Source organism: Streptomyces purpureus (assembly GCF_014648195.1).
In the GTDB taxonomy this organism is placed as follows: domain Bacteria; phylum Actinomycetota; class Actinomycetes; order Streptomycetales; family Streptomycetaceae; genus Streptomyces; species Streptomyces purpureus.
The window spans coordinates 225,960-249,489 of the sequence record NZ_BMQQ01000003.1; the positions used below are offsets into that span (position 1 = coordinate 225,960).

Sequence of the window (23,530 nt, forward strand, 5' to 3'; positions counted from 1 at the left end):
CCGGCGTCCGTCGGCCACGCAAAAAACGCCTCGGAAGAGAGGTGCGTGAAAGGGACATGGTCGAATAGGAGTGAAGATGTTTGGTCCACAACCAAGTGGAGTTATCCACAGGGGAATTGGCGATTCTGTGGACAACCGGCCAGTGTTATCAGGGCCTTTGGTCAACTTGACTGCTCTGGCGATGCTTTGACGAGAGTGCGTCCAATGTCCGGGACTGCACCTCTCGTTCAGTCGCTGCGGCGATGAACGCGGCGACATTGTCCGGGCCAACCAGAGCCTGTACGGCCCGGATTGTCGATGCCGGGAGCGCCACCGGACGGGGCTCGTCGTCCGGCAGGGGCGGGGCATGCGGCGCGAGGTGGTGCTGGAGGTGCCGGGTGGCGAACAGCCGCATCGCGCGGGCGAGTTCGGCGTCGACGGTCTGCTGGGCGAGCGGCCTCAGACGCCGCACCATCGACGCGGCCTCGGCCGCATCCGCGTCCGTCGGAGGCCGGTGCTCCAGATAGCGGGCGAAAACGTGCTCGGTGGTGAACTCCAGGAAGCGGGAGGCGATGTGCTCCACCTGGCCGCGAAGTTCCTTCAGGTGACCGGCGATCGCTGCGAGCGGGACGCCCGCCGCGTACAACTCGGCTGCGACCGCCAGCTCTTGGGGGCTCGGCACGAGGAACTCGCCGTCCGTGCCCGGTATCGGCTCCAGGACGCCGAGCTCGACCGCCTCGCGTACGGCCTCCTCGTCCGGTGAGCCGCCGAAGGTGGCGTCCAGCTCGGCCCGGGAGATGCGGTCGGCCTTCTCGTCCGTCCACGGGCCGTCGACCTCGGCGACCAGGCCGAGCACCCCGCCGAGTCCCCGTCCCGCGTCCCAGGCCTCCAGCAGCTCCTTGATGGAGGCGAGCGTGTAGCCGCGGTCCAGGAGATCGGCGATCTGGCGCAGCCGCGCGAGATGCGTGTCCCCGTACACGTTGGACCGGCCGCGCCGCTGCGGCTTCGGCAGCAGGCCCCGGTCCTGATAGGCCCGAATCGTGCGGACCGTGGCGCCGCTGTGGTGCGCCAGGTCCTCGATCCGGTACTCGGCTGTGATCTGGTCGGACACGCCCGCTCCCTCTACCCCGTCGCGGCGCGGCCCACCGCTCCCGCCGCCGCCAGGGCCACAGGCCAGGACGCCGGGCATCCGGCGGCCTCGCTCGGCGAACCCTCCTGCGAGGGATGGTACGACCGCCGGAAGACGCGGGGTATGGCCGCGCCCGGCCGGCACCGGCCGGGCGGCAGCCCCTTGACGTCAACAGGCCGGGCGCCGCTCATGACGGTGGCGTCAGCCGCGCGAGCGCGCGCAGGGCCTTGGGCGTCAGCCGGGACAGCAGGTGCGCGCCGCGCGCCTCCGGGGTCACCGGCACCACCGCCTGGTTGCGCACCACGGCCCGCAGGATGGCATCGGCCACCTTCTCCGGCGGATAGTTCCGCAGGCCGTAGAGCCTGGACGCCTGCTTCTGCCGGCGCTTCTGCTCCTCCTCGCCGACTCCGGCGAACCGGGCCGTGGCGGTGATGTTGGTGTTGACGATGCCCGGGCATATCGCCGTGACCCCGATGCCCTGGCCGGCCAGCTCGGCGCGCAGGCACTCGCTCAGCATCAGGACCGCCGCCTTGGAGGCGCCGTAGGCGGGCAGGAGGCGCGAGGGCTGGAAGGCTGCGGCGGACGCGGTGTTGACGATATGACCGCCCTGTCCCCGGTCGGCCATCTGCTTGCCGAAGACGCGGCAGCCGTGGATGACCCCCCAGAGGTTGACGTCGAGGACCCTCTTCCAGTCCTCGCTCGTCGTGTCGAAGAACGACCCCGACAGGCCGATCCCGGCGTTGTTCACCAGCACGTCGACCACGCCGTACTCGCCGGCGACCTTCTCGGCGAGCTTCTCCATCGCCTGCTCGTCACTGACGTCGACGGTCTCGGCCCATGCCTCGGGCGCGCCGATCAGCCGCGCCATCTCGGCCGTGCGGAGCGCGCTCTCGCCGTCGCGGTCCACGGCGACGACCCGCGCGCCCGCCTCGGCGAAGGCGAAGGCGGTGGCCCGGCCGATGCCGCTGCCCGCACCCGTGACCAGCACGAGCTGCCCGCCGAACCGCTCGGCGTACGTGCCGCGAGGGGCCGTGGCCGGGGCCTTGGCGGCCGGGTCCTCGTGGGTCGTCACGAACTCCGCGATCCAGGCCGCCAGCTGGTCGGGCCGGGTCCGCGGCACCCAGTGCTTGGCGGGCATGGTGCGCCGGGTGAGCTGGGGCGCCCACCGCTCCAGGTCGTCGTAGAGCCGCTCGGAGAGGAAGGCGTCGCCGGTGGGAGTGATCAGCTGCACCGGGGCGTGGGCGTACGCGTCCGGGCGGGGGCGGCGCAGCCGGGCGCGGACGTTGTCGCGGTACAGCCAGGTGCCGTGTGCGGCGTCCGTCGGCAGCGAGGAGGTCGGGTAGTCGCCGGTCGCGATCTTCTCGACCCGCTGGAGGATCTTCGGCCACCGCTTGCCGAGGGGGCCGCGCCAGGCGAGCTCCGGCAGCGCCGGGGTGTGCAGCGCGTACACGTACCAGGACTTGGCGCCCTGGCCGAGGAGCTGGCCGACGCGCCGCGGCGTGGGGCGGGTCATCCGCTGCTTGATCCAGTGCCCGAAATGGTCGAGGGAGGGCCCGGACATCGAGGTGAAGGAGGCGATCCGGCCCTCGGTGCGCTTGACCGTCACGAACTCCCACGCCTGCACGGAGCCCCAGTCGTGGCCGACGAGATGGACCGGCCGGTCCGGGCTGACCGCGTCCGCGACCGCCAGGAAGTCGTCGGTGAGCTTCTCCAGCGTGAAGCCGCCGCGCAGCGGGGCCGGCGCGGTCGAGCGGCCGTGGCCGCGGACGTCGTACAGCACCACATGGAAACGGTCCGCGAGCCGGGCCGCGACCTGCGACCAGACCTCCTTGGAGTCCGGGTAGCCGTGCACCAGCAGGACGGTGGGCCGGCTCTCGTCGCCCAGCTCGGCGACGCACAGCTCGATCCCGCCCGTCCGCACCCAGCGCTCCCGCGCGCCCTCCATCGGCATCACAGACCCTCCGCCCAGCGCCGCACATGCGGCAGATCGTCATCCAGCCAGAACGCGCTCTGCCCGGGATCCCTGGAGTCCGTGACGACCAGGATCTCCTCGAACTTCGCGCCCGTACCCCGGAATCCGAGGTGGGGCTCGACCGCCCACAGCCCCGGCCGGGGCGGGTGGTCGGAGAACTTGTACGGCGACCACAGCGGCGACCAGCCGTCCCGGTGGCCATGGACCGCGTCGCTCGCCAGGCCCTTCAGCGACTGGGTGCCGAACCCGAACAGCGTCGGCGACCAGCGGCGCTCCTTCACCCGGTCGATCTTGTGGGCGATCACGCCGAAGGGATAGGCGCGGTGCCGGTTGGCATAACCCTGGCGGACCATGAGCCGGTCCACGTCCTCGTAGATCTCCCGCAGCGTGCGGCGCTCGCGCACCTCGCGCAGGATCAGCTCGCGGTGGTCCTTGAGATCGGCGAGCAGCTTGTCGTGCACGGGGTTGAGGCCCAGGCAGCCGGAGTACCCGATGTCGGCGGTGTAGCCCTTGTGGACCGGGGCCATGTCGAGGATGAACGGCATCCCCGGCTCCAGCCTCCGGTTCGTCGGGAAGAACTGCAGTGGTATCCGGAAGTTGACGAAGGCCGTGCGGTCGCCGAACCACGCGAAGGGGAGGTGGAACCAGTCGCGCACGCCGCGCTCACGCAGCCACTCGCGCTGCATCCGCGCCGCCTCGCGCTCGGTGACGCCCGGCTTGAGCTGCGCCGCGACCGCCTCCGCGCACTCGTAGGAGAGGCGCTGCACTTCCCTGAACCCCCGCAGTTCCGCGGTCAGTTCGCTCTTCACTGCTGAGGCCATGCCACCCGTCCGTCCCTTGCGGTACGTGGTCGTAACTTGACACTGATGAATGTGACAATGCCCGGCGGCTACGTCAAGAGCCGTGCGGAAGCCTGTGGAAACCCGTCGCCGCCGAGGTCCGGGAACGACTTTCGTAGGTTTCCCCTTACGGGTTCGTACACCTGAGGTCGGAGAGGGATCGAGCCGTTGGGCTGACGCCCGCTGTGGTCTGCGCCACTACCTTCGAAGGGTGACTGTGATCGCGACCGAAAGCCTCAGCAAGCGGTTCCCCCGGGTGACCGCTCTCGACCGGCTCTCCCTGGACATCGGGCCCGGTGTGACCGGACTGGTGGGTGCCAACGGAGCCGGCAAGTCCACAATGATCAAGATTCTGCTCGGTCTGTCCCCCGCCACGGAGGGCCGCGCCGAGGTGCTCGGCCTCGACGTCGCCACCTCCGGCGCCGCCATCCGCGAGCGGGTGGGCTACATGCCCGAGCACGACTGCCTCCCGCCCGACGTCTCGGCCACCGAGCTCGTCGTCCACATGGCCCGGATGTCCGGCCTGCCCGCCACGGCCGCCCGTGAGCGGACCGCCGACACCCTGCGCCACGTCGGTCTGTACGAGGAGCGCTACCGCCCCATCGGCGGCTACTCGACCGGCATGAAGCAGCGCGTGAAGCTCGCGCAGGCCCTGGTCCACGACCCCAAGCTGGTCCTCCTCGACGAGCCCACCAACGGCCTCGACCCGGTCGGCCGCGACGAGATGCTGGGCCTGATCCGCCGGGTCTGGACGGACTTCGGGATCTCTGTCCTGGTCACCTCGCACCTCCTCGGTGAGCTGGAGCGCACCTGCGACCACGTGGTCGTGATCGACGGCGGCCGGCTGCTGCGCTCCAGCTCCACCAGCGACTTCACCCAGACCACCGCCACCCTCGCGGTCGAGGTCACCGACTCCGACACCCACCCCGACGGCACGCGGGCCCTGCGCGAGGCCCTGACCGCCGCCGGCATCACCCTCCATGCGGGCGTGGAGGACGGACTGCCCGGCGCCGGGCACATCCTGCTCCTCGAGGCCACCGGCGAGGAGACGTACGACCTCGTCCGCGACACCGTCGCCGACCTGGGCCTCGGGCTCGTACGCATGGAGCAGCGCCGCCACCACATCGCCGAGGTGTTCCGCCCCCAGCAGGCGAACCAGCAGGAGGAGGTGCCGACGCGATGAGCATCGAGACCACCCGCACGGAAACCACCCAGATCCACAACATCGGCTACCGCAACTACGACGGGCCGCGCCTCGGCCGCGCCTACGCGCGCCGTTCGCTCTTCTCGCAGTCCCTGCGCGGTGCGTACGGCCTCGGCCGGAGCGCCAAGTCCAAGGTGCTGCCGATGATCCTGTTCGCCGTGATGTGCGTGCCGGCGGCGATCATCGTGGCGGTGGCGGTCGCCACCAAGATGAAGGACCTGCCGCTGGACTACACGCGGTACGCGATCTTCACGCAGGCCCTCATCGGCCTCTACCTGGCCGCCCAGGCGCCCCAGTCCGTCTCCCGCGACCTGCGGTTCAAGACGGTCCCGCTGTACTTCTCCCGCCCGATCGAGCGCGTCGACTACGTCCTCGCCAAGTTCGGCGCGATGGCCGGCGCGCTGTTCATCCTCACCGCGTCGCCGCTGGTCATCCTGTACATCGGCTCGCTGCTGGCGAAGATGGACTTCGCCGACCAGTCCAAGGGATTCGGCCAGGGCCTGGTCTCGGTGGCGCTGCTCTCGCTCCTCTTCGGCGGAATCGGCCTGGTCATGGCCGCGCTGACACCGCGCCGCGGATTCGGCGTCGCCGCCGTCATCGCCACGCTGGTGATCTCCTACGGCGCGGTCACCACCCTCCAGGGCATCGCCTACGGCACCGACAACATCGACGCCATCAAGTGGATGGGCCTCTTCTCCCCCATCACGCTGATCGACGGGGTCCAGACCGCCTTCCTCGGCGCCACGTCCTCCTTCCCGGCGGGCGCGGGACCCTCCGCCGGGCTCGGCGCGCTCTATCTGCTGGTCGTCCTCGCGCTGATCCTTGGCTCGTACGCCGTGCTGATGCGCCGCTACCGAAAGGTCGGGCTGTGACAACCCTCAACATCGAGCACGCTTCGCGGTGGTTCGGGAATGTCGTGGCCGTCAACGACGTGACCATGACCATCGGCCCCGGAGTCACCGGCCTCCTCGGCCCCAACGGCGCCGGGAAGTCCACCCTCATCAACATGATGGGCGGCTTCCTCGCCCCCTCCACCGGCACCGTCACCCTCGACGGGGAGACGATCTGGCGCAACGAGTCCGTCTACCGCCAGATCGGCGTGGTGCCCGAGCGGGAGGCGATGTACGACTTCCTCACCGGCTACGAATTCGTCGTCGCCAACGCCGAACTCCACGGCCTCGGCAAGGCGGAGGCGCGCAAGGCCCTCGCGACGGTCGAGATGGAGTACGCCCAGGACCGCAAGATCGGCACGTACAGCAAGGGCATGCGCCAGCGCGTGAAGATGGCCTCGGCCCTTGTCCACGATCCCGCGGTGCTCCTGCTCGACGAGCCGTTCAACGGCATGGACCCGCGCCAGCGCATGCAGTTGATGGATCTGCTGCGACGGATGGGCACGGAGGGGCGCACGGTGCTCTTCTCCTCGCACATCCTGGAAGAGGTCGAGCAACTCGCCTCCCACATCGAGGTGATCGTGGCGGGACGGCACGCGGCCTCCGGCGACTTCCGCAAGATCCGCCGCCTGATGACGGACCGCCCGCACCGCTATCTCGTACGGTCCAGCGACGACCGGGCGCTGGCCGCCGCGCTGATCGCCGACCCGTCGACGGCCGGCATCGAGGTGGACATGGCCGAGGGCGCGCTGCGCATCCAGGCCGTGGACTTCGGCCGGTTCACCGAGCTCCTGCCGCGGGTCGCCCGGGCGCACGGCATCCGGCTGCTGACGGTCTCGCCCTCGGACGAGTCCCTCGAGTCGGTCTTCTCGTACCTCGTAGCGGCCTGAAAGGAGCCTGACCGATGTACAACCCCACAGTCGCCCGGCTCACCTACCGGGCCCTCCTCGGCCGCCGACGGGCCCTGATCCTCTTCGCCCTGCCCGCCCTGCTGATCGTGATCGCCTCGGCGGTCCGCGCCTTCAACGGCGTTGACGACCAGGTCGCCGCCGATGTCCTCGGCGGGTTCGCGCTGGCCACGATGGTGCCGCTGATCGGTGTGATCGCCGGAACGGGCGCGATCGGACCGGAGATCGACGACGGCTCGATCGTCTATCTGCTGGCCAAGCCGGTGAAGCGGCCGACGATCATCGTCACCAAGCTGACCGTGGCGATCGCCGTCACCATGGTCTTCTCCGCCGTCCCGACCTTCGTCGCGGGCATGATCCTCAACGGCAACGGCCAGCAGGTGGCCGTGGCGTACACCGTCGCTGCGCTGGTCGCCTCCATCGCCTACAGCGCGCTGTTCCTGCTCCTCGGCACGGTCAGCCGCCACGCGGTCGTCATCGGCCTGGTCTACGCCCTGCTCTGGGAGGCGCTGTTCGGCAGCCTCATCGCCGGAGCACGCACGCTCAGCGTCCAGCAGTGGGCCCTGTCGGTGGCGGAGAAGGTCGCGGGCGACGGTCTGGTCGCCTCCGACGTGGGTCTGCCGGTGGCGGTGGCGCTGCTGGCCGGTGTGACCGTCGCGGCGACCTGGTACGCCGGACAGAAACTGCGCACGCTGACCCTGGCCGGCGAGGAGTAGTCCGGCGAGGAGCAGTCCTGCGCGGAGGAGTCCGGGCGGAGTGCACGCGCGTGTGACGGACAGCCCAGTCACCTTTGACTGGGCTGTCGTGCTGCCGCGCCGCCCACGGGATTACTGTGGGCCCGTATTGGGGCAACGCGCACGACACTTACAACCTGGGGAGTCAGTCATGTCAGACCGCTTCGACGTCGTCGTACTCGGAGCAGGCCCCGGCGGTTACGTCGCCGCCATCCGCGCCGCCCAGCTGGGCAAGCGGGTCGCGGTCGTGGAGGAGAAGTACTGGGGCGGCGTCTGTCTGAACGTCGGCTGCATCCCCACCAAGGCGCTGCTGCGCAACGCCGAGCTCGCCCACCTCTTCACCCATGAGGCCAAGACCTTCGGCATCAAGGTGAACGGCGAGGTCTCCTTCGACTACGGCGAGGCCTACCGGCGCAGCCGCACCGTCGCGGACGGCCGGGTCAAGGGCGTCCACTTCCTGATGAAGAAGAACGGCATCACCGAGTTCGACGGCCGGGGCACCTTCCTCGACGCGAACACGCTGCAGGTCGCCCTCTCGGACGGCACCTCCCAGACGATCACGTTCGACAACTGCATCATCGCCACCGGCGCCACCCCGCGACTGCTTCCGGGCACGGCCCGCAGCGAGCGCGTGGTGACGTACGAGGAGCAGATCCTCGCCGAGGACGTGCCGCAGTCGGTGGTCATCGCGGGCGCCGGCGCGATCGGCATCGAGTTCGCGTACGTCCTGCACAACTACGGCGTGAAGGTCACCATCGTCGAGTTCCTGGACCGGATCGCGCCGTTGGAGGACGCGGACGTCTCCAAGGAGCTGGCCAAGCAGTACCGCAAGCTCGGCATCGACGTGCTCACCTCCACCCGCGTGGAGTCCATCGACGAGTCCGGGCCGCAGGTGCGGGTCACCGTCACCGGCAAGGACGGCGCCCAGAAGGTCCTGGAGGCGGACAAGGTCCTGCAGGCCATCGGCTTCGCGCCCAACGTGACCGGCTACGGCCTGGAGGCCACGGGCGTGGCGCTCACCGAGCGCGGCGCCATCGAGGTCGACGGCCGCTGCCGCACCAACGTGCCGCACATCTATGCCATCGGTGACGTGACCGCGAAGCTCATGCTGGCGCACACGGCCGAGTCCATGGGTGTCGTCGCCTCGGAGACGATCGCCGGCGCCGAGACCATGGAGCTCGACTACCCGATGATCCCGCGCGCCACCTACTGCCAGCCCCAGATCGCCAGCTTCGGCTGGACCGAGGAGCAGGCGAAGGAGAAGGGCTTTGACGTCAAGGTCGCGAAGTTCCCCTTCACAGCGAACGGCAAGGCGCACGGCCTCGGGGACGCGACCGGCTTCGTGAAGCTCATCAGCGACGCGAAGTACGGCGAGATCATCGGCGCCCACCTGATCGGCCCGGACGTCACCGAGCTGCTGCCCGAGCTGACGCTGGCCCAGCAGTGGGACCTGACGGTCCACGAGGTCGCGCGGAACGTGCACGCGCACCCGACGCTGGGTGAGGCCGTGAAGGAGGCCGTCCACGGCCTCGCGGGCCACATGATCAACTTCTGAGCCGTCTGAGCGGTCTGAGCCATGGGCGGCGTCCCGCCCCTCCGTAAATCGGTGGCGTTCGAACACTGTTCGGGAGCACAGTGGAGGAGCACCGAGACCGGGGGGAGCGGGACGTCGACCGAGGAGAGATCGGTCCGTCGGACTCCCAGCAGGGCGGGTTCATCACCCGCCCGGGGCGGCCGCTTCGAGCGCGCGGACGTTACGACGTCCGCGCGGGCCGCCCTCCCGGGGGGCCTTTGGGGCGTCTGCGAGACGCCCCCGGCCCTCAGGACCCGCAAGCGCTCGCCGTCAGGACCCGCTGCGGGACAGCAGCTCTTCCAGGACGACGGCGATGCCGTCGGACTCGTTCGACGCCGTGATCTCGTGGGCCACGGCCTTGAGGTCGTCATGGGCGTTGGCCATGGCCACGCCGTGCCCCGCCCAGGCGAACATGGGGATGTCGTTCGGCATGTCCCCGAAGGCGATCGTCTCCGCCGCCTTCACCCCCAGACGGCGGGCCGCCAGGGAGAGACCGGTGGCCTTGCTGAGCCCGAGCGGCAGGATCTCGACTATGCCGGGGCCCGCCAGCACGATGTCGACCAGGCTGCCGACGGTTTCGCGCGCGGCGGCCGTCAGCGCGTCGTCGCTGAGGTCGGGGTGCTGGATGTAGACCTTGTTCAGCGGGGCCGACCACAGCTCCGTCGGGTCCTCCATGGGCCGGGCCGGCAGCGGGCCGTCATGGAGCCGGTAACCCGGGCTGACCAGCACCTCTCCGTCCAGGCCGTCACGGCTCGCGGCGAGGTCCACCGGGCCGATCTCCGCCTCGATCTTGGCGAGCGCCAGCCCCGCCAGCTGGCGGTCGAGCGTCACGGAGGTGAGCAGCCGGTGCTCACCCGCGTGGTAGACCTGCGCGCCCTGGCCGCACACCGCGAGGCCGTCGTAGCCGAGGTCGTCGAGGATGTGCCGGGTCCAGGGCACGGAACGGCCCGTGACGACGATGTGCGCCGCGCCCGCCGCCGTGGCGGCGGCCAGCGCGTCGCGCGTACGGGCCGAGACCGTCTCGTCGCCACGCAGCAGCGTGCCGTCGAGGTCCGTCGCCACGAGACGGTACGGGAACGGACTCACTTGGCGACCGGCTCCAGGACCTCACGGCCGCCCAGGTAGGGACGGAGCATCTCCGGCACCCGGACCGAGCCGTCCGCCAGCTGGTGATTCTCCAGGATCGCCACGATCGTGCGCGGTACGGCGCACAGCGTGCCGTTCAGCGTCGCCAGCGGCTTGACCTGCTTGCCGTCGCGCATCCGGACCGACAGGCGGCGCGCCTGGAAGCCGTCGCAGTTCGACGCCGAGGTCAGCTCGCGGTACTTGCCCTGGGTGGGGATCCACGCCTCGCAGTCGAACTTCCGCGAAGCGGAGGCGCCCAGGTCGCCGGTGGCGACGTCGATCACCTGGAAGGGCAGCTCAAGGCCGGTGAGCCACTGCTTTTCCCACTCCAGGAGCCGCTTGTGCTCGTTCTCGGCGTCCTCCGGGGCGACGTACGAGAACATCTCGACCTTGTCGAACTGGTGGACGCGGAAGATGCCCCGGGTGTCCTTGCCGTACGTGCCGGCCTCGCGGCGGAAGCACGGCGAGAAGCCGGCGTAGCGCAGCGGCAGCTTGTCCGCGTCGACGATCTCGTCCATGTGGTACGCGGCGAGCGGCACCTCGGACGTACCGACGAGGTAGTAGTCGTCCTTCTCCAGGTGGTACACGTTCTCCGAGGCCTGGCCGAGGAAGCCGGTGCCCTCCATGGCGCGCGGGCGGACCAGCGCCGGGGTCAGCATCGGCGTGAAGCCGGCCTCCGTGGCCTGGGCGATCGCCGCGTTGACGAGCGCGAGCTCCAGCAGGGCGCCGACGCCGGTCAGGTAGTAGAAGCGCGAGCCGGACACCTTGGCGCCACGCTCGACGTCGATGGCGCCGAGCGCCTCGCCGAGCTCCAGGTGGTCCTTGGGCTCGAAGCCCTCGGCGGCGAAGTCACGGATGGTGCCGTGCGTCTCCAGGACGACGAAGTCCTCCTCGCCGCCCACCGGCACGTCCGGGTGGACGATGTTGCCGAGCTTGAGCAGCAGGCGCCTGGTCTCTTCGTCGGCCTCGTTCTGCGCGGCCTCGGCGGCCTTCACATCGGCCTTCAGCTGCTCGGCCTTGCCGAGCAGCTCGGCGCGCTCCTCCGGAGTGGCCTTGGGGATGAGCTTGCCGAGCGACTTCTGCTCGGAGCGGAGCTCGTCGAAGCGGACGCCGGACGACCTGCGCCGCTCATCGGCGGAGAGCAGGGCGTCGACGAGGTCGACGTCCTCTCCACGGGCGCGCTGGGAGGCGCGAACACGGTCGGGGTCCTCACGGAGCAGGCGAAGGTCAATCACCCCACCAGGCTACCGGTGTGGACTCGCACCACCCCAACCGATATCCACACCCGTGTCGCTATGTCCGTATTGCCGGAATTCAGGAACGTGCCGAAAACCGGCCGCCGGTGGCGTCAATGAAAGGGGCGCTATTCCCTGAAAGGGGACAGAGGGGTGGATCGATCTTGACCCGGCGGGGCCTGTGCCGCCTGGTCGGGCGCGCTGCTGTCCACAGAAATGCACACCTCCGCAGAGTTATCCACAGGCTGTGGGGAAGATCTGTGGACTCCGGAAAGGATCATTCCCAAAGCCGTGAATGGGGCAAAGGATTCCCCGGTCAAACCTCGCCCACACCCTCATTCGGGTGGGAATTCCTCGCTCTAAAGAGTTGATCGATGGAATTGAGGTGACGTGCGGCGACGTACCGCCATGTGGAGGGAACTGGGGCGCTGAGGGTGATTTGTCGACTGTGTCGGCTTGTGTTGTCGACTTGTCCCCAGGTCGAGAAGCAGGCCTGTGGATAACCCCTGTGGGTAACGGAAAATATGCTGGTAGGACTGGCTGAGAGCCTGGGGATAGTCGCCGGCCCAGAGACCCAGGAAACCTGGAAGTTGGCAGCCTGACGTCCTACGCCCGGCCGTCCTGGGCCCGCGCCAGCCAGTCCGACGCCGCCGTGAACTCCTCGTCCGACGTTCCTGCCCGCAGCGGCCGTACGTCCTCCACCGCCACCCCGGCCCGCGGATAGGACCCGAGGAACCGCACCTTCGGACAGATCCGCTTCAGACCCATCAGCGCCTCGCCGACCCGGCGGTCGGAGACATGGCCCTCCGCGTCAACGGCGAAGCAGTAGTTGCCGATGCCCGCGCCCGTCGGCCGCGACTGGATGAGCATCAGGTTGACGCCCCGCACCGCGAACTCCTGGAGCAGTTCGAGCAGCGCACCGGGATGGTCGTCGCCCAGCCACAGCACGACCGACGTCTTGTCCGCGCCCGTGGGCGCCGCCGGCCGGGCCGGCCGGCCGACCAGGACGAACCGCGTCGCCGCGTTCTGCGCGTCATGGATCTCGGTGACCAGCGGCTCCAGGCCGTACGTCGCCGCCGCGAACTCGCCCGCGAAGGCGGCGTCGAACCGGCCCTCCTGGACCAGCCGCGCCCCGTCCGCGTTGGACGCGGCCGACTCCCACAAGGCGTCCGGCAGGTGCTTGCGGAGCCAGTTGCGCACCTGCGGCTGCGCGACCGGATGGCCGGTGACCGTCTTGATCTCGGACATCTTCGTGCCGGGCCGTACGAGCAGCGCGAAGGCGATCGGCAGGACCACCTCGCGGTAGATCATCAGCGGCTCGCCGGAGGCCAGTTCGTCGAGGGTCGCGGTGACCCCGCCCTCCACCGAGTTCTCGATCGGCACGAGCGCGGCCGCGGCCTCCCCGTTCCGTACGGCGTCCAGCGCCGCCGGTACGGAGACCATCGGAATGAGCTCGCGGGTCGCGGCTTCCGGGAGCGTGCGCAGGGCCGCCTCCGTGAAGGTGCCCTCAGGACCGAGATAGGTGTAGCGGGTGGCCGACATACCGTCACCCTAACGCCCGCCGCACACCCGCCTCACGACTCCAGCAGACGCTGCCCCACGTACTCGCCCTCCGCCGGGCCGCCCGGGACCGCGAAGAGGCCGCTCGCCTCGTGGCGCAGGAACGGCGACAGCGCGTCGCCCCGGTCGAGCTTGCGCTGCACGGGTACGAAGCCCTTGAGCGGGTCCGCCTGCCAGCAGATGAAGAGCAGCCCCGCGTCCGGCGTCCCGTCCGGGGCGATGCCGTCGTGGAAGGAGAACGGCCGCCGCAGCATCGCCGCGCCGCCGTTCTGCTCGGGGGCGGAGATCCGGGCATGGGCGTTGTCCGGAATGACCAGCTTTCCGTCCGGGCCCATCTTGTTCAGATCGAGCTCGGTGGTCTCCGAGCCGCCCGTCAGCGGGGCGCCGTCCGACTTGCGCCGCCCGATGACCCGCTCCTGCTTCTCCAGCGGCAGCTTCTCCCAGTCGTCCAGGAGCATCCGGATGCGCCGCACGACCGCGTACGAGCCCCCGGCCATCCAGGCCTGCGGACCGGACGCGCCGTCCGGGACGAAGATCCGCCGGTCGAAGTCCGGCTCGGACGGCTTCGGGTTGCCGGTGCCGTCGACCTGGCCCATCAGGTTCCGGGCGGTCATCGGCCGGGCGGTGGCGCCCGGCGAACGGTTGAATCCGTTCATCTGCCAGCGCACCCGGGCCGCGTCACCCGCGTCCTTCTGCAGCGCGCGCAGCGCGTGGAAGGCGACCAGGGCGTCGTCCGAGCCGATCTGTATCCACAGATCGCCGTTGGAGCGTTTGGGGTCCAGGGCGTCGGCGGAGAAGGCCGGCAGCGCGTCCAGCTCGGTCGGGCGGCGCGCGGTCAGGCCCGTACGGCCGAAGAAGGAGTGGCCGAAGCCGAAGGTGACGGTCAGCGAGGACGGGCCCGCGTCCAGCGCGATCCCGGTGTCCTGTCCGCCGTCCGCGGGCTTGCCCGCCATCAGCGCCCTCGCCGTCGCCGACCAGCGGCGCAGCAGCGCGGTGGCCTCCTTGCGGCCCGCCCCCGGCGCCAGGTCGAAGGCGAGCAGATGGCCCCGGGCCTGAAGCGGAGTGGTGATCCCCGCTTGATGTTTCCCGTGAAACATCGCCTCGGTGGAGCCGACGCTGGTCAGGGCGGTGCCGTCGGCGGACGGTCCGGCCGCCGCCGCGTACACACCGGCGCCGCTCGCCGCACCCAGGGCGAGGCCCGCGGCGCCTGCCGCGCCCACGGTGCCGAGCATCCGGCGCCGGGAGATTTCAAGGTTCTCAGTCACGGTCGTACGTCAGCCGATCTTCACGGTCTTTTCGATGGTGGTCTGGTCGATGTCCGAGGTCCGCACGGTGACCTGGATGAGCCACTCGCCCGGCATCGGGATCTGCACGCCGTTGGCGCTCCAGTGGCCGGTGGCGATCCGGTCCGGCGCGGCCGGCAGTGGGCCGATCTCCTTGGCCGTCAGGGTGAAGGAGACCTTCAGCTCGGGGACGTCCAGCGGGCGTCCGTTGGGCCGTTCGACGAAGACATGCAGGGCGTTCGCGCCGGAGCGGCCCGGGTCGAGGCTGAGCCGTACGGTCCCTTTGCCGTCCTGGCCGCCGGTGTCGAAGGGCAGCCGGATGTCGACGGGCCGGTCGGGCACGGCGGGCGAGCCCGCGGCGGTGGACTGGGACCGGCCGGCCTCTTCCTCCGTACGGCCCGGTTCGGTCGAGGTCAGCACGGTCGTCACCGCCAGCAGGACGACGGCGACGGCGGCCTCGGTGAGCACCGAGCGCCGCAGCCCCGCCCGCTGGGGGTCCGCGTCCCGTACCCGCTTCTTACGGGCCGTCGCCATGGCGGCCTTCTGCCGGGCGAGCTGCGCGGCCCGCTCGGGGTCGGCCGACTGCTGGTCGTCGGCCGACTCGGAGCCAGGGGTGGAGTCGGCGTCGGCGTCCGGGCCGGAGCTGTCCGTATCCGCGTCCGGGGCCGAGTCGAGGGCCTCCGGGCCCGCGTCGGCCGTCTCCGGGGCGGCCGTCTCCGCCAGCCGCGCCGTCCACCGCCGCGAGAACCAGGCGACCCCCACGAGCACGGCGACCAGGGCCACCTTGAGCAGCAGCAGCTGCCCGTACGCGGTGCCGGTCAGGGCCGACCAGGAGCCGACCTGGCGCCAGGACTGGTAGAGGCCGGTGGCGGCGAGGACGACCACCGACCAGAAGGCGACCGTCGAGAACCGCCGTACGGCCGCCCGCTCGACGCCCGGCACCGGCGCCCGGTACAGCGCCACGAGCAGCGCGGTCAGCCCGCCCAGCCAGGCCGCCACCGCCAGCAGATGCAGGATGTCGACCGGCATGGCGATCCCGGGCTGGATGCCGGTGGAGGCGTGCTCGGACAGCGCCCACGTGCCGGCGATGCCCCCGGCGACGACCGTGCCGCCGATGGCGAGCCCGAAGGTGAGGTCCTTCTTCTCCTGCTCGTCCTCGCGGCGCGTGTACGCACCGAAGAGGACGGCGACGAAGAGGGCGGCGGCGCCGAGCAGCAGCAGCCGGGAGATCAGGGCGGCCCCGGTCTTGGTCTCCAGGACCGTCTTGAGGCCGCCGAGGTCGAAGGCGTCGCCGAGGTTCCCGGACCCGGTGTACGGATGACGCAGCAGCAGCATCGCCAGTGTGGCGGCGGTGAGTACCACCCACCCCTGCACGACGAGCCGTTGCAGCGGCCGTACGCCCGCGCCCCGCGGCCAGCAGGCGAGCAGGAACGCGGCGCCGCCGACGAGGACGACGAAACCCGCGTACGAGAGGTAGCGCGCGATCCCGTACAGCGCGCCGACCAGGCCGCCGCCCGCCGGGTCCGCGGGCAGCGCGACGGAGGTCTTGGACGGTGCGCCGATCGAGAAGGTGAACGCGCCGGAGATGGGGTGGCTGTCGGCGGAGACCAGGTGCCAGGCGACGGTGTACGTGCCGTCCGGCAGCCCGGAGTGCAGCCCCACCGCGTATTTGACGACCGATCCGCTGCACAGGTCGTGCAGCTCGCCCGTGTCGACGCGCTTGCCGCTCGGGTCCAGCACGCGGATGGCGTCGTCGCCGAGGGCGACCTGTTCGGAGAAGGTGAGGCTGACGGACTTGGGGGCCGTGGCGACCACCGCCCCGTCCTTCGGGTCGCTCCCGGTCAGCGCGGCGTGCGCGGACGCGGGAGAGGCTCCGGCGAGCAGCGCGCCGAGGAGCGTGGCCGCGACGAGCAGGAGCCGGGCCAGGGTGGTTCCGAAGCGCGGGGCGGTGGCTGTCATGGTGTCGTGTCAGTCCCTCAAGTAGCTCAGTGCTGCTTCGGGTTGTGGTTCGGAGCCTCGACGGGAAGCTCGACCTTGATCGGGCCGGACTTCTCGAAGCGCAGCTCGACACTCACCTTGTCGCCCTGCTTCGGCTTCTGCTTGATCTTCATGAACATGATGTGGTTGCCGCCGCGTTCGAGCTTCAGCTCCCCGTTGGCAGGGATGTCGAACGACTTCACCTGCCGCATCTTCTGGTCCTTCGTCTCGTGGATCTGTACGTCGTCGGAGAGCGGGCTGCTCACCGAGGTGAGCTTGTCCGCCGTACCGCTGTCGTTCTTGATGACGAGGAACCCGCCCGCCATGTCCATCACGGGCTGCGGCATGAACGCGCCGCTCACCTTCAGCTGCGGCTTGCCGTCCTTGGCGTCGCCGTCGGACGAACAGCCGGTCAGGGCAAGCCCTGAGGCCAGGGCTATGGAGGCGGCGAGGGTACGGGTGGCGGTACGGGTGGTGCGGCGGTTCACGGGTTCTCCCCCTTGATGATCTTCGGCAGGTCCTTGGTGTACTCCTCGGCGGTGGTGTCCTCGCCGTACAGGACGTAGCCCTGGTCGGTCTTGGGCGAGAAGGCGATCACCTGTGCGCCGTGCATGGAGACGACCGAGCCGTCCTTCTCCTTCTTCGCCGGGTCGATGCCGATGCCCAGCTGGCGCGCGCCGGCCTGGATCTTGGCGAACGGTCCGGTGAGTCCGGTGAAGGACGGGTCACCCGCCGCGGGCAGCCACTTGCCGAGTTCGGCGGAGGTGTCCCGTTCGGGGTCGGTGGTGACGAAGACGACCTGGAGCCTGTCCTGATCTGCCTTGGGGAGCTTCTTCTTGGCGATGGCGATGTTGCTCATCGTGAGCGGGCAGACGTCCGGGCAGTGCGTGTAGCCGAAGTAGATCAGCGTCGGCTTGCCCTTGGTCATCGCCTTGAAGTCGTACGGCTTGCCCTTGGTGTCCGTGAGGACGAGGTCGGGCTTCTCGAACGGCCGGTCCAGTACGGTGCCCGGCTTGGCGCTGTCGCTGTTCCCGGAGACGTCGGTGACCACGCTCTTGGCCGTGTCGTCACCGCCGCCGCAGGCGGACAGGGTGAGCGCGGCCGCGGCGGCGAGGGCCGCCGCGACCAGCGGAGTGCGCCGGGTGCGGCGGGGCCGCTCGGCGCGCTTCAGGGTGTGCATGAGGGATCTCTCTCGAAGACTCTCGAAGGTGGTGGGCTGGCGCGGCCCGGTCAGGCCGAGCGGCGGCGGCCGGCGAGGACGCCGAAGGCGACACCCGCGGCACCGACGACGATGCCGACGACGCCGAGGACGCGGGCCGTGGTGTCGGAGGACGCACCGGCGGCCTCGGTCTGCTTGTCGTCGTGGCCGTCGGCCTTGTGGCCGGCCTTGTCGTCGCTCTTGCCGCCGCCGTGGTGGTCGTCGCCGGCCTCGGACAGCGTGAGTACGGGCGCCGGGTGCTCGGGCTCCGCCGCGCCTTCCTTGGGCTCCTCGATCCAGCGGACGACCTCGTTGTTGTCGTACGTCTGGACGGCCTTGAGCACCAGCTTGTCGGTGCTCTCGGGCAGGCGCCCCAGCGAGAGCGGGAACTGCTGGAACTGCCCCGGGCCGATCTTCGAACCGGCGGCGGTCCAGGTGACCTTGGAGACGGCCTCGGTGATCTTCTTGCCGTGCATCTCCAGCGGCTTGGCGAGCTTGGTCTTGGTGACCGTGGGGTTCCAGCCCGGGACCGGCTGCGGCATCACGGACGCGAGCGGGTGATCGGCCGGGAAGTTGATCTCGACCTTGACGGTGGAGGCGTTGTCGCGCTCGTTGGGGACCTTCACGTTGACGGTGGCGTAACCACCCTTGGCGGCCTCGCCCTGCGGCTGCACGCCGACATGGGCGAAGGCGGTGCCGGAGAGCAGCAGGACGGAGGAGACGGCGACGCCGCCGGCGACCGCGAAACGCGAGACGTTCATGTGAGAACACTCCAGGAAGCAGTAAGGGGAGGCGCCCGGCGCGCACGGCGCATGCGTGCACACGGACACGGCGGCCCCACTCCCGTCGAGTGGGCCGCGTCAGGCTGCGAGGACGCACACGGCGGGCGGACCGCGCCGGATCACCGTGTGCTGGAGTGCCCCCGCGAGCGGCGGGGGTGAGACGTCCCGGCGGGGCCGGGGCGGCCGCGGGCCGGTGGCCGGCGTGCCGGGGAGTCCGGCGAGCAGGGCGCGTAGGTAGGAGAGGGCGGAGCGCAGGGCCCGTACGAGCGCCCCCTCCGCGATCTCGGTGGCGCCCTGGCCGGACAGCGTGGCGAGCCGGCCGAGGGCCAGGTCACCGCGGCGCAGCAGCCAGCCGGTGGCCAGGGCGGCGAGCAGATGGCCGAGCACCATGGACAGGCTCGGGAACAGCGACGCGGACTCGGCGGCGCGCGCGGCCGGTACGAGATGCTCGTGGCCGCCCGTCGCGGTCGCGGTGGCGGTCGCCGGGTCGAGGCCGGAGTCGGCGATGATGCGGCTGGCGTCGGCCGGGGTGAGCGAGGCGGCGCCCGCCCCGCAGACCAGCTTGGTGGCCATCCGGATCAGCGCGTCGTCGGTCGCCTGTCCCGCGTTCATACCGAGGTGGCGCTGGCCGAGTCCGAACACGGCGTGCAGGGCGAGCTGTCCGACGGCCAGCGCCGTGGTGATCACCGGCAGGGACCGCTCGCGGCCGGCGAACGGCGCGGTGAGCGCGAAGACCCCGGCGAAGCCGAGCAGCAGCGTCCACCAGGGGACCGTCGCACAGGCGGCGAGCACATGTCCCAGCGCGGACAGCACGACGCAGACCGCGGTGAACACCGCGGCCCTCAGAAGCCGTGAACCGGCTCCGGCGCGTGCGATCGACGAGGGCGCAGACATGGCGGGGCCATCATCGCACTGCGCTTATACCGTCCACACGGCAGGTCCGGAAGATCACCGTTTGATGTCAGAGGCCCGACATACACCGGCACGAGGGAAGGTGTGTACCCGCCGAACGGGCGCTGTGTTGTCGGCCGGTGGCTTACATGTCCCAAGGAGCGGCAATACGTAGGGGTATGTCGAGCGGGGGCCCGGGAGGCTGGAGCATGAGCATCTGGTGGTCTCTCCATCTGCGGCGTGAGGCGGCCAGTGTGCCGCTGGCTCGCCGTCTTCTCCTCGGCACGATGGAGACCGCGGGCGTCGATCCGGACGTCTCCTACGACCTGTCGGTCGCGCTGAGCGAGGCCTGTGCCAACGCGGTTGAGCACGGCGGCGGCGCGGCACCGGACCAGGCGTCGGAGGCGTATCGCGTGACCGCCTACCTCGACGGGGAGACCTGCCGGATCGAGGTCGCGGACTCGGGTCCCGGCTTCCCGCCCGGCGAGCCGTACGAGCCCTCCGGGGCGGTCGCGACGGGTGCGGCGGCCGGTGCCTCCACGACGCGTGAGGCGCGTGTGAGCCGCCCATCCGTGCCGGACACCGCCGAGCACGGCCGAGGCCTGCGGCTGATCGAGGAACTCGCCGACCATGTGCACTTCGGGAACCGCGCGGGCGGCCGGAGCGGCGCGGTGGTCAGCTTCGACAAGATCGTCAAATGGCGCCCGGACGCGCCGCTCGCCCTGACCTGAGCCCCGTCCTCCGAGCTGCCTGAGCGCCCGGCACGGAGACGGCCCTCGTCGCGACGGGGGCCGTCCGGCGTGAGCGTGGGGCCGGAGGTCGGCCCTTGAGCGGTCAGCCCTTGAGCCGCGCCATCCACGCCTCGACCTCGTCGGCCTGACGGGGCAGCGAGGCGGAGAGGTTCCGGTTGCCGTCCTCGGTGACCAGGATGTCGTCCTCGATCCGGACGCCGATGCCGCGGTACTCCTCCGGCACGGTCAGGTCGTCCGCCTGGAAGTACAGCCCCGGCTCGACGGTCAGGCACATGCCCGGCTCCAGGGTGGCGTCGACGTACGACGCGGTGCGCGCGGCCGCGCAGTCGTGGACGTCCATGCCGAGCATGTGGCCGGTGCCGTGCAGGGTCCAGCGGCGCTGGAGGCCGAGCTCCAGGACCTTCTCCACGTCGAGGTCGCCGAGCAGGCCCCACTCGACGAGCTTCTCCGCGAGCACGCGCTGCGCGGCGTCGTGGAAGTCGCGGTAGTCGGCGCCCGGCTTCACCGCCGCGATGCCGGCCTCCTGGGCCTCGTACACGGCGTCGTAGATCCTGCGCTGGATCTCGTTGAAGCGGCCGTTGATGGGCAGCGTGCGGGTGACGTCGGCGGTGTAGAGCTCGGTGGTCTCCACGCCGGCGTCGAGCAGCAGCAGTTCGCCGGAACGGACGGCGCCGTCGTTGCGGACCCAGTGCAGGGTGGTGGCGTGCGGGCCGGCGGCGCAGATGGAGCCGTAGCCGATGTCGTTGCCCTCGACGCGGGCGCGCAGGAAGAACGTTCCTTCGATGTAGCGCTCGCTGGTCGCCTCGGCCTTGTCCAGGACCTTGACGACGTCCTCGAAGCCGCGGGCGGTCGAATCGCAGGCCTTCTGCAGCTCCGCGATCTCAAACGCGTCCTTCACCAGGCGCGCCTCGGAGAGGTACACACGCAGCTCTTCGTCGCGCTCGGCGGTCACCTTGTCGGTGAGCGCCGCCTCGATGGCCGCGTCGTGGCCGCGGACGTTGCGGACCGGACCGGTGGCCTCCTGGAGCGCGGCGGGCAGCTCGCGGACGTCCTTGGCGGGGATGCCGAGCAGCTGCTCGGCCTCGGCCAGCGAGTGGCGCCGGCCGACCCACAGCTCGCCCTGGCCGTCGAGCCAGAACTCGCCGTTCTCGCGGTTGGAGCGCGGCAGCAGGTAGATCGTCGCCCTGTGGCCGCCGGCGGTCGGCTCCAGGACCAGGACGCCGTCCTGCGTCTGGTCGCCGGTCAGGTAGGCGTACTCGGTGGAGGCGCGGAAGCTGTACTCGGTGTCGTTGGACCGGGTCTTCAGGTTGCCCGCGGGGATCACCAGACGCTCGCCCGGGAAGCGCGCGGAGAGCGCGGCGCGGCGGGCGGCGGTGTGCTCGGCCTGCGCGATCGGCGCGAGGCCGGTCAGCTCGGTGTCGGCCCAGCCGGACTTCATGTTCTCGGCGAGCTCGTCCGACACTTCCCGGTACAGCCCGTTCTTGCGCTGCTTGATCGGCTCTTCGGTCTCTTCCGGGGTTGCCGGGGTGAGCTCTTCGGCCACGGGTCCGCCTCCTTGTTGGTACGACACTGAACCCCTTCCATCGTACGGTCGCGCGGAAGGGGTCCCAGGGCCCAAAGACCCGTTACCAAGATCGTCGGAATTCACCCGGCTCTTCTGCCGGTCCCTCAGTCGAAACGTGCCGCGAGCAGGACGACGTCCTCTCCGTCGTCGGCGCTGTCCAGGCCCTCCGGCAGGACCGTCCGCAGGATGTGGTCCGCGATGGCGCCGGGATCGCCGCGGTCGGCCTTGGGCACGCCGACCGCCGCCGCGTGCAGCCGCGCGAAGGCCCGGTCCATGGGGTCGCCGGTACGGCGCAGAAGCCCGTCCGTGTAGAGCAAGACCGTTTCTCCGGGTGTGGTCGAGATCTCCACGCTCGGTGCCTCCCAGCAGGACAGCATGCCGAGAGGGGCCGACAAGGACGTCTCGACGAACTCGGTGCGGCGCTCGCCGATGATCAGCGGCGGAGTGTGCCCCGCCCCGGCGAGCACGATCTTGCGCGCGGCCGGTTCGGCGTACGCGAAGAGCGCGGTGGCCGAGCGGGCGGGCTCGGTGAGCCGCAGCAGCAGCTCCAGGTCGGAGAGGACGGCGACGGGGTCCTCGCCCTCCATCACGGCGTACGCGCGCAGGCTGGCCCTGAGCCGTCCCATCGCGGCGAGCGCGCTGGGCCCGGAGCCGGAGACGGAGCCGACGGCGAGGCCGAGAGCGGCCTCGGGCAGCGGCAGGGCGTCGTACCAGTCGCCGCCGCCCTGCGGACCGCAGTGGTGCCGGGCGGCGAGCTGTACGCCCGGCACCCTCGGCAGCCGGCTGGGCAGCAGTTCCTCGGCGACGGTGGTGACCGTGGCGCGGGCCCGTTCCAGTTCGAGGAGACGGGCGAGATGTTCGGTGGCGTAGCGCCCGTAAAGACCCACCAGATGGCGCTGGCGCTCGATCGGTTCGGCCGGTTCGTCGTAGAGCCAGACCAGGGCGCCGAGTCTGCCCGCGGCCTCGGTGGCGAGCGGCAGGGCGTAGCTGGCGGCGTAGCCGAGGCGGGCGGCCACCTCGCGGTGGCGTGGGTCGAGTTCGGTGTCGCCGAGGAGGTCGGGGACGGCGATCGGGCCGGGTACGGCGACCGGATCGGGCAGGCCCTCGAGGATGCGGCCGTAGGAGGTGGCGCTGCGCGGCACGGTCTCGATCGTGCCGAGGTCGGCGTGGGCGAGGCCGAGGCCGATCGTGGTGACCGGGCCGTGCCCGTCGGCCGGTTCGAGGACGGCCATGCCCCGGCGGGCGCCCACCAGGGCGGCTCCGGCGCGCAGCACCTCGTTCAGGGCCTCGTCCAGCGACGCGGTCCTGGCAAGGCGCTCGGTCAGTTCATGGAGGGTGGTGAGGTCGGAGACCCAGCCGGCCAGCCGGTCCTGGAGCAGCGCTCCGGGCGGGGCGGCCGCGGCCGGGACGCCCGGCAAGGGCGTCGCAGTGTGCGTGGGGGCCGGAACCGTTGAATCGATTCCGGCCACTTTCGGCAGGTGAGGGGCGCTCATACCGGTCGGCTTTCCGACCGGTGCGTTTCGTGCAATAGCATCGCAAACCCCCATGTCATTCTGCGCCGCTATCGATGCATCCACATGTACACGCACAAGTGAGGCGATGTCCAGCATTGTCCTCGCGGGACTTGCGGTGTCTGTGGGGTGTGTGACCGGTAACGAAGTTGGCTGAAAAATGCACCCTATGCCCGCTATTTGCGGTCGACTGACGGCGATTGAAAGCGCGTCATTCCGATCGGGATGGGTACGTACACGGTGATGGCCAGGGGCGGTTGGTACGGCCCCGGAACCTGGCGAAGGGCCCCGGCGTCTTAGTCGCCGACGGCCGCGCCCCATCCGAAGTGACCATCCCGAGTGGCGAGGAAAGTTCAGCGGGTCGGTAAGCGCCAGGCGCGCGCCACCCCTCGCCATGCGTTTAATGGACGAGAGCCCCTGAGCC

The 23,530-nt window shown here is 70.7% G+C and carries 20 protein-coding genes; 6 read left to right on the top strand and 14 right to left on the bottom strand.

Annotation, left to right across the window (positions count from 1 at the left end; genetic code table 11):
* Positions 1-148 precede the first annotated feature (148 nt).
* From IEZ01_RS06545 to IEZ01_RS06555, 3 genes are all read right to left on the bottom strand, one after another.
* Positions 149-1,090, bottom strand: coding sequence for a MerR family transcriptional regulator (locus IEZ01_RS06545; RefSeq protein ID WP_189200404.1), 942 nt, complete (start codon positions 1,088-1,090; stop codon positions 149-151).
* A 205-nt stretch (positions 1,091-1,295) separates the two neighbouring features.
* Entirely contained in the window at positions 1,296-3,059 is a 1,764-nt protein-coding gene (locus IEZ01_RS06550) for an SDR family oxidoreductase (RefSeq protein ID WP_019887788.1), read from the bottom strand.
* On the bottom strand, positions 3,059-3,901 hold the full coding sequence (locus tag IEZ01_RS06555; protein ID WP_028797733.1) for a M24 family metallopeptidase: 843 nt from the start codon (positions 3,899-3,901) through the stop codon (positions 3,059-3,061). Before IEZ01_RS06555 ends, IEZ01_RS06550 begins: the two co-directional genes overlap by 1 nt.
* Positions 3,902-4,136: 235 nt before the next feature.
* Here IEZ01_RS06555 and IEZ01_RS06560 point away from each other — a divergent pair, with 235 nt between their 5' ends.
* From IEZ01_RS06560 to lpdA, 5 genes are all read left to right on the top strand, one after another.
* Positions 4,137-5,102 (top strand): ABC transporter ATP-binding protein, encoded by a 966-nt coding sequence (locus tag IEZ01_RS06560; RefSeq protein ID WP_019887786.1) that lies wholly within the window; start codon positions 4,137-4,139, stop codon positions 5,100-5,102.
* A complete protein-coding gene (locus IEZ01_RS06565; RefSeq protein ID WP_019887785.1) occupies positions 5,099-5,995 on the top strand; it encodes an ABC transporter permease in 897 nt (298 codons plus the stop codon). Before IEZ01_RS06560 ends, IEZ01_RS06565 begins: the two co-directional genes overlap by 4 nt.
* Positions 5,992-6,903 (top strand): ABC transporter ATP-binding protein, encoded by a 912-nt coding sequence (locus IEZ01_RS06570; protein ID WP_019887784.1) that lies wholly within the window; start codon positions 5,992-5,994, stop codon positions 6,901-6,903. Before IEZ01_RS06565 ends, IEZ01_RS06570 begins: the two co-directional genes overlap by 4 nt.
* 14 nt (positions 6,904-6,917) lie before the next feature.
* The gene (locus IEZ01_RS06575) at positions 6,918-7,637 is read left to right on the top strand and encodes an ABC transporter permease (protein ID WP_189200408.1); all 720 of its coding nucleotides are present in this window, start codon (positions 6,918-6,920) and stop codon (positions 7,635-7,637) included.
* Positions 7,638-7,806: 169 nt separating this feature from the next.
* Complete coding sequence (gene lpdA / locus IEZ01_RS06580; protein ID WP_019887782.1) at positions 7,807-9,210, top strand: dihydrolipoyl dehydrogenase; 1,404 nt, start codon at positions 7,807-7,809, stop codon at positions 9,208-9,210.
* A gap of 288 nt (positions 9,211-9,498) precedes the next feature.
* On the opposite strand, the gene IEZ01_RS06585 is transcribed toward lpdA, so the two are convergent.
* The 9 genes from IEZ01_RS06585 to IEZ01_RS06625 form a co-directional block, all read right to left on the bottom strand.
* The gene (locus IEZ01_RS06585; RefSeq protein WP_019887781.1) at positions 9,499-10,314 is read right to left on the bottom strand and encodes an HAD family hydrolase; all 816 of its coding nucleotides are present in this window, start codon (positions 10,312-10,314) and stop codon (positions 9,499-9,501) included.
* Positions 10,311-11,588, bottom strand: a complete 1,278-nt coding sequence (serS, locus tag IEZ01_RS06590; protein ID WP_019887780.1) for a serine--tRNA ligase — start codon at positions 11,586-11,588, stop codon at positions 10,311-10,313. Before serS ends, IEZ01_RS06585 begins: the two co-directional genes overlap by 4 nt.
* A gap of 606 nt (positions 11,589-12,194) precedes the next feature.
* Entirely contained in the window at positions 12,195-13,130 is a 936-nt protein-coding gene (gene pheA / locus IEZ01_RS06595; protein WP_019887779.1) for a prephenate dehydratase, read from the bottom strand.
* A 32-nt stretch (positions 13,131-13,162) separates the two neighbouring features.
* Positions 13,163-14,413, bottom strand: a complete 1,251-nt coding sequence (gene efeB / locus IEZ01_RS06600) for an iron uptake transporter deferrochelatase/peroxidase subunit (protein ID WP_028797732.1) — start codon at positions 14,411-14,413, stop codon at positions 13,163-13,165.
* Between the two features lie 9 nt (positions 14,414-14,422).
* Positions 14,423-16,390, bottom strand: coding sequence for a copper resistance CopC/CopD family protein (locus IEZ01_RS06605; protein WP_189200410.1), 1,968 nt, complete (start codon positions 16,388-16,390; stop codon positions 14,423-14,425).
* Positions 16,391-16,416: 26 nt separating this feature from the next.
* On the bottom strand, positions 16,417-16,896 hold the full coding sequence (locus tag IEZ01_RS06610; protein WP_019887776.1) for a copper chaperone PCu(A)C: 480 nt from the start codon (positions 16,894-16,896) through the stop codon (positions 16,417-16,419).
* Complete coding sequence (locus IEZ01_RS06615) at positions 16,893-17,588, bottom strand: SCO family protein (RefSeq protein WP_019887775.1); 696 nt, start codon at positions 17,586-17,588, stop codon at positions 16,893-16,895. The genes IEZ01_RS06610 and IEZ01_RS06615 overlap by 4 nt, the downstream gene beginning before the upstream one ends.
* 50 nt (positions 17,589-17,638) lie before the next feature.
* Positions 17,639-18,367 (bottom strand): YcnI family copper-binding membrane protein, encoded by a 729-nt coding sequence (locus IEZ01_RS06620; RefSeq protein ID WP_189200412.1) that lies wholly within the window; start codon positions 18,365-18,367, stop codon positions 17,639-17,641.
* A gap of 99 nt (positions 18,368-18,466) precedes the next feature.
* Positions 18,467-19,282: a hypothetical protein gene (locus tag IEZ01_RS06625; RefSeq protein ID WP_189200414.1), complete on the bottom strand. Its 816-nt coding sequence runs from the start codon at positions 19,280-19,282 to the stop codon at positions 18,467-18,469.
* A 206-nt stretch (positions 19,283-19,488) separates the two neighbouring features.
* Between IEZ01_RS06625 and IEZ01_RS06630 the strand changes: the two genes are divergently transcribed.
* On the top strand, positions 19,489-20,010 hold the full coding sequence (locus IEZ01_RS06630) for an ATP-binding protein (RefSeq protein WP_019887772.1): 522 nt from the start codon (positions 19,489-19,491) through the stop codon (positions 20,008-20,010).
* 103 nt (positions 20,011-20,113) lie between these two features.
* Here IEZ01_RS06630 and IEZ01_RS06635 read toward each other — a convergent pair whose 3' ends face one another.
* Both IEZ01_RS06635 and IEZ01_RS06640 read right to left on the bottom strand, forming a co-directional pair.
* Entirely contained in the window at positions 20,114-21,574 is a 1,461-nt protein-coding gene (locus IEZ01_RS06635) for an aminopeptidase P family protein (RefSeq protein WP_189200416.1), read from the bottom strand.
* 125 nt (positions 21,575-21,699) lie between these two features.
* Positions 21,700-23,205, bottom strand: coding sequence for a PP2C family protein-serine/threonine phosphatase (locus tag IEZ01_RS06640; RefSeq protein ID WP_078513339.1), 1,506 nt, complete (start codon positions 23,203-23,205; stop codon positions 21,700-21,702).
* Between the last annotated feature and the right edge of the window lie 325 nt (positions 23,206-23,530).